A 1015-nucleotide genomic window follows, 5' to 3' on the forward strand; every position below is an offset into this window, starting at 1 on the left:
AGCTCGGTCAATATCGCTTCGCCAGTGGTAAATTTAAAGGACTTTGGTAAGTGGCAATGCGTTTGCCAATAGCATTGGTATAATGTCACTAAATCATTAAATATTTTAGGTTGAACAAAAGTTGATTTAATAGGATTAGGCAATTCATTATGCATAATAACCTCACAAAACAATTATTAAATGCAGCCACACAAACCGCACAAAGTTTACAAAAATCTTTGTCATTTTTAAATATTGCCGAACTGTGTAACGAGTTAGCAAACGATGTACTGAACCAAAAGTACCAACCAAGCACCTATACACGTTTTGCCGTTTGCGACCCAAAGCTACGCGAAATCTATGCACCTGCTTATCGTGACAGATTATTGCAATGTTGGTTAGTAAACCAAGCTGAGCCAATTATTAGTCCTCACTTTATTGAAGACTCTTACTCTAATCGTATTGGTAAAGGTACTTTATATGCCGTAAAGCGAGTACAACAATTAATGCGTAGACCCAATAATACTTACTATTTACAGCTCGATATTCAAAATTATTTCAACTCAATTCATCGCCCAACATTACTCAATAACTGGTTAACCTTATTAAAAAAACATGCACCCCATAACCAATCATTAATTGCCTATGTATCAAGTAAAATATTACTACAAAATGTCGCACAATCTGCTTATGTTGTTAGCGGTAGCAGAGCATTATTAGAAACCATTCCCAAACATAAGCGATTAGCGTCATCTCCTCCGGATACAGGGATTCCGATTGGTTCAGCAAGTAGCCAACTTTTTGCTAATTTATATTTAAATCCGCTTGACCACTTTATAAAACATCAATTAAAAATAAAAGGTTATGTGCGTTATATGGATGACCTTTTTATACTCGGCAATTCGGCTAAACAATTATTAGCATGGAAACAACAAATTAACCAATTTCTTACCACACAGCTAAAATTACAACTTCATCCCAGAAAACAACATTTACAACTATGTCGGCAAGGTGCTGATTATTTAGGTTATAAGGT

General features: G+C 35.1%; 1 protein-coding gene. It reads left to right on the forward strand.

Translation table 11 applies throughout. The annotated features are described in order from the left end of the window. Positions 1-149 precede the first annotated feature (149 nt). A partial coding sequence (locus ACYH9I_RS11235; RefSeq protein WP_483560788.1) for an RNA-directed DNA polymerase occupies positions 150-1015 on the forward strand: 866 nt, incomplete at its 3' end.

This window comes from Gilliamella sp. X-23 (assembly GCF_057063545.1).